Below are 8,681 nucleotides of genomic sequence, written 5' to 3' on the forward strand. Positions count from 1 at the left end.
ACGTCCAGCTCGTCCGCGCCCAGCACCGGCGCCGAGGAGCCGCCCGGAATCACCGCCTTCACCTTGCGGCCCGCCGGCATGCCTCGGCCGAACTTGTCGTCGAAGATGAGCTGGGTGATGGTGGTGTTCATGTCCACTTCGTAGACACCCGGCCGGTTCACCGTGCCGGACAGGCACACCAGGCGCGTGCCGCCGGACTTGTCCGTGCCCAGCTTCGCGTACCACTCCGAGCCACGCGAGAAGACGTGCGGCACGCTGGCCAGCGTCTCCACGTTGTTGACGACTGTGGGGCTGCCGAACAGGCCCACCACCGCGGGGAAGGGCGGCTTGAGCCGGGGCCAGCCCTTCTTGCCCTCCAGGCTCTCCAGCAGCGCCGTCTCCTCGCCGCAGATGTAGGCGCCCGCGCCGCGCACCACGTAGCAGTCCAGCTGGAAGTCCTTGCCCAGCATCGTCTTGCCGAAGATGCCGGCCTTGTACGCCTCGTCGATGGCCGCCTGTGTGCGCTCCGTCGGGAACTTGAACTCGCCGCGGATGTAGACGTAGCAGGTGTGCACCCCCAGCGCGTACGCCGCGATGGCGATGCCCTCCAGCATCATGTGCGGATCCAGCTCGAGGATGTAGCGATCCTTGAAGGTGCCCGGCTCGGACTCGTCCGCGTTGACGGCCAGGTACTTGGGCTTGGGGCTGTCCTTGGGGACGAAGCTCCACTTGAGGCCCGTGGGGAAGCCCGCGCCGCCGCGCCCGCGCAGGTTGGACTTCTTCACCTCGTCGATGATGGCCGCAGGCGGCAGCTCCAGCGCCTTCTTCAGCGCCTCGTAGCCCCCGCGCTTGCGGTAGTGCTCCAGCGTCCAGGACTTGGGCTGCCCCCATGCGCCGGAGATGATCGGTTCAAAGGCCGTTGTCGCCATGTGCAGTCAGGTTCCTAGGAGGAGGGCCGATCAGGTGAGCTTCGCCAGGAGGTCGTCCAGCTTCGCCTTCGTCAGGCTCTCGTGGTGGTCTTCATTGACCTGCAGGCAGGGCGCGGTGCCGCACGAGGCCAGGCACTCGGTCTCTCGCAGGGTGAACTTCTCGTTGGCCTCGCCGGCCTTCAGCCCGAGCTTGTTCTCCAGGTAGGCGAGCATCTTCTCCGCACCCCACAGCGCGCAGGACAGGTTGGTGCAGACGTCGATGACGTACTTCCCGGGCGGCTTCAGGTGGTACATCACATAGAAGCTCGCCACCTCGTAGGCCCGCTCAGGCGTCACTTCCAGGTGCTTCGCCACCAGCCTCATGCCCTCGGAGGGCAGCCAGCCCTTGAGCGACTGCAGCAGACGCAGCGCGGGCAGCATGCCGGCGCTCTTTCGATCCGGCGGGTAGTGAGAGAGGATTTCCGCGATCCCCGCGTCGAACTTCTTCTGCTCTTCAGAGGTGAACAGGGGCTCCGACATGGCGGGCGCTTCGTATTGCCCAGGTGGCGGGGTTGTCAACATAAACCCTCGAACTTCCTCGGGACGTCCATCAGTACAGGGCCACGCGATCTCAAGCCCTTGTGATGGGTGTGGGCGCAGCGCCCGTCCAGGGGCCCGATCAGCGCCAGGACCGCGCATGTGGACCGGGCGAGCGTTCACGGCAGGTGGGGGAAGGGCGGCACTTTCTTTTCCGAGGCGTCCGGATCCGGTACAAGTCGGACAGATCAGACTCCGGCCGCGGCCGGCGGGCCCCCGGCACCTCGGGGGAGGGCCGCGCGAGAGGCCTGGGCAGACCGGCGGCGATGGGGTGACAACTTGAGTGCGGCAGGACCTCACAGCGACGGGAAGCTCCCCACGGGCGTCGATCCCGAGGGCTACCGTGTGCTCATCGTCGAGGACAACCCGCACATCATCGAGATGTACGCCTACGTCCTGAAGAAGCTCGCGAGCGGGGAGCTGGCGGGCAAGGTGCCGCTGGAGGTGCACTTCGCGCCGGATGGGCACCACGCCCTGGCCCTGCTGCACGAGCAGCGCTTCAGCCTGGTGATGACGGACCTCTACATGCCCGTCATGGACGGCTTCGCCCTGGTGGAGCGCATCCGCGAGGAGGAGAAGCTGCGCACCATCCCCATCATCGCCATCTCCGCGGGCGGCAAGGAGGCCCAGGACCGGGCCATGCAACTGGGGGTGGACATCTTCCTGCGCAAGCCGGTGCGCTTCGTGGAAGTGCTGGAGACGGTGAAGCAACTGTTGCGTATCGGGAAGTAGCCCCCCGGAGCCCAGCGGTGTCTCCCGGGGAGGGGCGGCAGGAAAACCTGCGGATCTTCCCTGCGGAAATTTGACGCCAGGGCTCCGAGCCGACGTAAAGTCGCGCCCCCATGCTCAAGCCCGCCGTCAACCGCGATACCGTGAGTGGCGAGGCGCTGTTCATCCTCCGCAACCTGAGGGAGAACGGTCGCCTGGGACGTTCGAACAAGCTGGCCGACGTGAAGGCCGCGCTCGAGCCGTCCGTGTCCCTCGAGTTCGACAGCTACTTCTTCTTCCTTCGCAAGTTCCATTACATTGCGATGGATCGCGAGGCCCAGCTCAAGCTCACCGATCAAGGCGAGCGGGTGGTGGACGGGGACGCGCTGGACAAGTTCACCTTGGAGGTGGGCGAGTTCTTCGCGGACCAGATCCTCGGAGAGGACGAGGCCACCCAGGCCGGCGACGAGCTGGGCGTGCTGCTGCCGCCCCCCCCGCCGGATGCGGAGGACGCGGAGCTGGCGCGCGCCTTGGCGCCGCCGCCCATCCCGCTGCCCCCGTCCCGAGGCTCGCGGACGGCGCTGCCCTCGGTGGACCCGGTCATCCCGCCGATGCCCTCCGTTGCCCCCATGAGCGCGCCTGCCGCGTCGGCCGCCGCTTCCATGCCGTCCATCACCTCGCCGCTGTCCTCCTCCATGCCTCCTCCCGCCGCCTCTCCTGCCGCGCCGGCCACCCCCAAGGGGATCGAGCTGGACATGCGCTACCAGAAGTTCGATCCCATCGGCTCCGGGCCGCTCGGCACGGTGTTCAAGGGTCGCTTCAACTCGCTGGGGCTGGACATCTGCATCAAGGAGCTGAAGGACATCTTCGGCTACTTCTCCTTCCTGCAGCGCGGCGAGGTGCTCAAGCGGCTGAAGAAGGAGCTGTGCGCGCAGGCCCAGGTGCGGCACTCGGGCATCGCGCAGATCGTCGATCAGAACGTGGACTCGGCGCGGCCCTACTTCGTGGTGGAGCTGCTGCGCGGCAGCCTCAAGGAGAAGCTGGAGGCGGGCGGCGGCAAGGGCGTGCCGGTGCCGCATGCGCTGCGCTGGTTCCTGCAGCTGGCCTACGGCCTGCGCGCGGCGCACACCTCGGGGCTCACGCACCACAACCTCAAGCCGGAGAACATCCTCTTCGACAGCTACGGCAACGCGAAGCTGGCGGACTTCGGCCTCGGGCGCGTCATCGAGGTGGATGCCGCCAAGGGCATGCCGCAGGTCTTCATGGGCACCGGTGGCATGGTCTACATGGCCCCGGAGCTCATCGGCCGCGCCAAGGAGGCGGGCCCCTCGGCGGATGTGTACGGCCTGGGCATCCTCCTCTACGAGATGCTCACCGGGCAGATCCCTGGCCGCCGCTCGGCGATGCCCTCCGAGGTCAACAGCGATGCGCCGTCGGGGATGGACTCCATCTTCGACAAGATGACGCAGGACCGGAAGGAGCAGCGCTACCCGGACATCGACGCGATGCTCGAGGATGTCTACAAGGCGTTCCCCGACAAGGAGTACCTCGAGAAGGGCGACCTCGTCCTCTCGTCCGATCCGCAGCTGGGCTGAGGCCTCGAGCGCCTCGGCCCCGCGCGGGCTCCTGGGCGGCGGCTGAAGCCGGGCCGCCGCGGCTCAGGAGCGGATCCGGGCCGCAAGCTCCCTCTGGGCCAGGGCGTTCTTCTCCAGCAGCAGCTCCAGGAGGGCGCGGAGGATCTTCGAGCTCTTCTCCTGGTTTACCCGCACCGTCTCCAGGCGCTGCAGCTCCTCGGGGCTGAAGCCCGCGGGGGCGGACGAGCCGCCAGCGAGGATCTCGTCCAGCAGGTCCCCTGCGCTCGAGCCTCCGCCGGGAGCGGGGGCAGGGGCGGCCTGCGGGGGAGGGATCGCGGCGATGCGCTTCACCACCGTGTTGCCGCTCATGTCGACGACCTTGAACTCGTCCCCCTCCTCCTCGCTGGAGAGGGCATCCGGTTGCCGGTGCTCGCCGTCGTAGCGCGTGCTCATGGCCACCGGCTCCTGGCCACGGTAGTGGCGCAGGATGGCGTGCTCGATCTCGCGGTCGCTCGCGATCACCACCACCACGCGAGCGCGGGCGCGGGCCGCGACCTGATCCACCGTGTTCAGATCGGTGGGATCGGCCATGGCGAGCACCAGCGTCTTGCCGTTGTCCTTGAGCGCGACGGGGAAGATGCCCTTCTGCTCGGCGAGCGTCACGTCCACCTTGGCCAGTGCGCCGGCGTCCCGGGTGAGGTTGCCCAGATGGAAGCGTTGGGTGCCCGTGGCCTGGGCGATGGCGTTGAGGACGGTGTCTTCCTTGGCGAGCCCCATGTCCGTGACGACGCGGGACAGGCGGCCTCCCCATTGATCATGCCGGGCGAGTGCGCTGCGAAGCTGCAGCTCGTCGATGACGCGGGCTTTGACGAGGAGTTCCCCAATACGGTTGCGCGGTGGTGCGGCCATGGGGGCAGTGTAACGTCAGGAACGGCCGATCGATGAATTCTGACTTCCACGAATGCCTGGCCGAGGGGGTCGCCCTCTTCAACGCTGGCCGCTGGTACGAGGCCCACGAGTTCTGGGAAGAGGCTTGGCGACAGGAGTCCGGGGCGCGCCGCGGGCTGCTCCAAGGGCTCATCCAGGTGGCGGCGGGTTGGCTCAAGCACCAGGAGGGCCGGACCGAGGGTGCTCGGACGCTCTTCACCCGAGCGCTCGAGCGCCTGGAGCCCCTTCCGGCCTCCTTCGAGGGAGTCGACGTAGGAGTACTGGTGTCCCAGGTACGCCAGTGGCGCCAGGAGGGTGCCATCGGTCGCCCCGTGTTGGCCTTTTACCCCGTACAGGAGGCGTGAGCGATGCAGCCCTTCGCGGACGAGCAGGAGCTGAGCTGTCCCTACTGTGGGGAGGAGGTGGAGGTTCAGGCGGACGCGGTGGGGCCCTCATCAGAGGTGTACGTGGAAGACTGCCCGGTGTGCTGCCGACCGTGGACGGTCTCCGTCTCCCGGGAGGGAGCAGAGGTCTTCGTCAGCCTGGGCCGGGATGACGACTGAAGCCTCGCCTTGACACGTTCCGAAGCATGGTTCTCTTGAGTCTACGAGGCGCTGCTCCCCGAAGAGGCGGGGGGCCGCCGAGAACAACAAGACACTCGAGTTCATGAGCCGTCCGCTGACTTCAGCGCGACGAAGAGGAGACGACCATGCTGAATCGCTGGAACCCGTTCGAGTTTGGTAATGGCGCGGTGGTGGCGGGCCCCCTGATGAGGGACTTCGACCAGCTCTTCCAGGAGCTGGCGGGACAGGCCACGCGTCAGGGCCGTGAGCTCGCTCCGGCCACGGACATCTACGAGACCGAGAGCGGAGTGACGTTGCAGGTGGACATGCCCGGGCACGATCCGAAGGCCATCGAGGTGAAGGTGGAGAAGGGCGTGCTGACGCTGCGCTCGGAGCGCAAGGCGGACGCCACTGCCAAGGAGAGCGCCCGGAGACTGGAGCGCGGCTTCGGCGTCTATACCCGGTCCTTCAAGCTGCCGGACACCGTGGACACCAGCAAGGTGGAGGCACGCTACGAGAACGGCGTCCTCACGCTGGCGATGCCGCGCAAGGAGGAGTCCAAGCCCCGCGTCATCGAGGTGAAGGTCCAGAGCTGAAGCCCAGGGCTGAGGCGCGACGCACCCACTCCGACCCTCTCCTTTGAGGAGAGGGGAGGGCTCAGAGGAAGGGAGGCTTCGCCGGGTGGCGAAGCCTCTTTTCTACTTCTTGGTGCCGAGCGCCAGCGGGATGCGGAACAGCTCCAGCACCTGCTGCACGTCCAGCGGCTTGGCCAGACACGCGATGGCGCCGGCCTGCTTGGACTGCTCCACCACCTCGGGCGAGTGGTTGGAGGTCATGGTGATGAGCCGCACGCTCTCCATCTGCTTGCGAGCGCGGATCCTGCGGCACACCTCCAGACCGTCGATGTCCGGCATGTTCAAGTCGATGAGCATGCCGTGTGGCTTCTGCTCGGACACGAGCAGCAGCGCTTCCACGCCACTGCTGGTGCTCTGCAGCTCCACCTGGGCCGCATAGGGCTTGAACGCACGCTTGATGGCGTCGAGCACGGGCCGCTCGTCGTCCACCACCAGCAGCTTCACCGTCCCACTTCCCAGCTCATCCGGCACCGGCATCTGGTGGGTGATCAGGAAGGCCCGCAGGTCGGCCGAGCGCACGCGCCGATGACCGCCTGGCGTGCGGAAGGCCATCAGGATGCCCCGGTCGATCCACTTGCTCACGGTCGACGGGTCCACCTGCAGCAACCGACTGATGTCGTGGGTGGTGTACAGCTGGTCCGTCGTCCCCGACGGCAGCAACTCTTCCTTTGGCTGACCTGAACCGGTGCTCATGGAATTAAACACCTACCTTGAAACCGAGGTTACTTCAACCCAACCTGACTGCTTTTCGACTCCGGCCGTTTCATCAAACCTACCACGTCTTCCCATCGACCACTGGCCTTCAAGCACAACTCGACCAATTCCCGTGCGGCCCCATGGCCTCCGCGGCTCTGGGCCACGAAGTGGACTTCCTGCCGTACTTCTGCCACGGCATCGGACGGGCAGGCCGACAATCCTACCCGTGACATAGGACCCAGGTCATTCAGGTCGTCCCCCATATAAGCACAGGACTCAGCGGGTATGGAGAACTGGGTGAGCAGTTCGTCCAGGGCAGGCCCTTTTTCCTTCTTTCCCTGGAGGATAGCGGCGAGTCCCAGCTCCCGCCCACGAACATCGACGATGGCCGAGCTGCGGGCCGTGAGGATGGCCGCCGGCAAGCCCACGAGGCGGGCCATCACCAGGGCGTGGCCGTCCTTCACGTCGAAGCGCTTCATCACCTCACCGGCATCGCCGTAGTAGAGGCCGCCATCGGTGAGGACGCCGTCCACGTCGAACACGAGCAGCCGCACCCGGGCAGCCCGGGCGGTCAGCTCCTCCTTGCTCGGTTTGGGAAGCGTCTCCGTCATGACCGCTTCGCAACCCCTCCCTCAGCCCTCATACCGCCGGCTCATGCCCCAGCGCTCGGCGGATGGCCAGCACACTTCGTACCACGTCTTCGAACATTTGGGGGTTCAACGAGCAGGGACCGTCACACAGGGCACGGTCCGGGTCCTCGTGGACCTCCGTAAAGAGCGCATCGATGCCGGCCGCGGCGGCGGAGCGGGCCAGGAGCGAGACGAACTTGCGCTCACCGGCCGTCTCCCCGTTGCCGGCCGAGGGGAGCTGGACGGAGTGGGTGGCGTCGAAGCAGACGGCGAGGCCGGCCTCGCGCATCTGGAGGAAGCCGCGCATGTCCACCACGAGGTTGTTGTAGCCGAAGGAGGCGCCGCGCTCGGTGACGAGCACGTTGGGGTTGCCGGCCTCCATGGCCTTGCGCGCCGAGTGGACGATGTCCTTGGGGGCGACGAACTGGCCCTTCTTGAGGTTGACGCCCCGGCCACTCCTGGCCACGGCCTCGACGAGGTCCGTCTGCCGGCAGAGGAAGGCGGGTATCTGGATGATGTCCACCACCTCGGCGGCGGGGCCCACGTGGCTCGTCTCGTGGACGTCCGTGAGGACGGGCACGCCCACCTCCTCGCGGATGCGCCGCAGAACGCGCAGGCCCTCCTTGAGGCCAGGGCCGCGGAAGGACTTGCCGCTGGTGCGGTTGGCCTTGTCGTAGGAGCACTTGAAGGCGTACGGCACGCCCAGCTTCTGCGTCAGCGCCTTGAGCATGTGCGCGTGGCGCAGCGCCAGCTCCTCGGACTCGATGACGTCCGGGCCGGCGATGACGAACAGCTTCTGGCCCGGGCCGACGGAGTGGCCCGCGAGGGTGATCATGACGCCTTCCCCTGTGCCCCGTGGGTGGCATCGCGCTGCGTGAGCGCCGCCTTGATGAAGCCGGAGAAGAGCGGGTGCGGGGCGAACGGCTTGCTCTTGAACTCGGGGTGGGACTGGCAGCCGATGAAGAACGGGTGATCCTTGAGCTCGATCATCTCCACCAGGTTCAGGTCCGGGTTGTGGCCGGAGATGAGCAGCCCGGCCTCCTGGAGCCGGCCGCGGTAGGCGTTGTTCACCTCATAGCGGTGGCGGTGGCGCTCCTGGATGACGTCCTGTCCGTAGAGCCGGTGGGACAGGGTGCCGGGCTGGAGCGCGCAGGCGTAGCTGCCCAGGCGCATGGTGCCTCCCTTGTCCTGCACCTTCACCTGGCTCTCCATCAGCGTCACCACCGGGTGCGGGGTGTGCTCGTTGAACTCCAGCGAGTTGGCGTCCTTGAGCCCCAGCACGGTGCGGCTGAACTCCACCACCGCCATCTGCAGGCCCAGGCAGATGCCGAAGAAGGGGATCTTCCTCTCGCGGGCGTAGCGCACGGCGGCGATCTTCCCCTCCGAGCCGCGCACACCGAAGCCGCCCGGCACCAGGATGGCGTCCACCCCGGCCAGCAGCTTCTCCGGCCCCTGCGCCTCCACC

The 8,681-nt window shown here is 67.2% G+C and carries 12 protein-coding genes; 5 read left to right on the forward strand and 7 right to left on the reverse strand.

The genetic code is table 11. The annotated features are described in order from the left end of the window. Positions 1–908, reverse strand: a 908-nt coding sequence (locus VD972_RS14055) for an SLBB domain-containing protein (protein ID WP_324986710.1), incomplete at its 3' end; no start/stop codon positions are given. A gap of 30 nt (positions 909–938) precedes the next feature. Further along, the gene (locus VD972_RS14060; RefSeq protein ID WP_324986713.1) at positions 939–1,427 is read right to left on the reverse strand and encodes an NAD(P)H-dependent oxidoreductase subunit E; all 489 of its coding nucleotides are present in this window, start codon (positions 1,425–1,427) and stop codon (positions 939–941) included. Positions 1,428–1,763: 336 nt separating this feature from the next. Here VD972_RS14060 and VD972_RS14065 point away from each other — a divergent pair, with 336 nt between their 5' ends. Both VD972_RS14065 and VD972_RS14070 read left to right on the forward strand, forming a co-directional pair. Further along, complete coding sequence (locus VD972_RS14065; RefSeq protein WP_324986716.1) at positions 1,764–2,216, forward strand: response regulator; 453 nt, start codon at positions 1,764–1,766, stop codon at positions 2,214–2,216. A 110-nt stretch (positions 2,217–2,326) separates the two neighbouring features. Beyond that, positions 2,327–3,787: a serine/threonine-protein kinase gene (locus tag VD972_RS14070; RefSeq protein ID WP_324986719.1), complete on the forward strand. Its 1,461-nt coding sequence runs from the start codon at positions 2,327–2,329 to the stop codon at positions 3,785–3,787. Positions 3,788–3,850: 63 nt separating this feature from the next. Here VD972_RS14070 and VD972_RS14075 read toward each other — a convergent pair whose 3' ends face one another. Next, positions 3,851–4,675 carry a hypothetical protein gene (locus VD972_RS14075; RefSeq protein WP_324986722.1) on the reverse strand — a complete coding sequence of 275 codons (825 nt, stop codon included), beginning with the start codon at positions 4,673–4,675 and terminating at the stop codon, positions 3,851–3,853. A gap of 32 nt (positions 4,676–4,707) precedes the next feature. Here VD972_RS14075 and VD972_RS14080 point away from each other — a divergent pair, with 32 nt between their 5' ends. From VD972_RS14080 to VD972_RS14090, 3 genes are all read left to right on the forward strand, one after another. Continuing rightward, positions 4,708–5,058 carry a DUF309 domain-containing protein gene (locus tag VD972_RS14080; RefSeq protein ID WP_324986725.1) on the forward strand — a complete coding sequence of 117 codons (351 nt, stop codon included), beginning with the start codon at positions 4,708–4,710 and terminating at the stop codon, positions 5,056–5,058. Between the two features lie 3 nt (positions 5,059–5,061). Beyond that, on the forward strand, positions 5,062–5,256 hold the full coding sequence (locus VD972_RS14085) for a CPXCG motif-containing cysteine-rich protein (protein WP_324986728.1): 195 nt from the start codon (positions 5,062–5,064) through the stop codon (positions 5,254–5,256). 146 nt (positions 5,257–5,402) lie between these two features. Next, on the forward strand, positions 5,403–5,852 hold the full coding sequence (locus VD972_RS14090; RefSeq protein WP_324986731.1) for an Hsp20/alpha crystallin family protein: 450 nt from the start codon (positions 5,403–5,405) through the stop codon (positions 5,850–5,852). Between the two features lie 102 nt (positions 5,853–5,954). On the opposite strand, the gene VD972_RS14095 is transcribed toward VD972_RS14090, so the two are convergent. The 4 genes from VD972_RS14095 to VD972_RS14110 form a co-directional block, all read right to left on the reverse strand. Then, positions 5,955–6,584, reverse strand: coding sequence for a response regulator (locus VD972_RS14095; protein ID WP_044183720.1), 630 nt, complete (start codon positions 6,582–6,584; stop codon positions 5,955–5,957). Positions 6,585–6,613: 29 nt separating this feature from the next. Further along, entirely contained in the window at positions 6,614–7,198 is a 585-nt protein-coding gene (locus VD972_RS14100) for a KdsC family phosphatase (protein ID WP_324986737.1), read from the reverse strand. A 28-nt stretch (positions 7,199–7,226) separates the two neighbouring features. Further along, positions 7,227–8,051 carry a 3-deoxy-8-phosphooctulonate synthase gene (gene kdsA, locus VD972_RS14105; RefSeq protein ID WP_324986740.1) on the reverse strand — a complete coding sequence of 275 codons (825 nt, stop codon included), beginning with the start codon at positions 8,049–8,051 and terminating at the stop codon, positions 7,227–7,229. Next, positions 8,048–8,681: glutamine amidotransferase-related protein (locus VD972_RS14110; protein ID WP_324986743.1), on the reverse strand; the 634-nt coding region annotated here is incomplete at its 5' end. The genes kdsA and VD972_RS14110, both read right to left, overlap by 4 nt.

Origin of the sequence: Hyalangium sp. (assembly GCF_035629615.1) — a bacterium.
Taxonomy (GTDB): Bacteria; Myxococcota; Myxococcia; order Myxococcales; family Myxococcaceae; genus Hyalangium.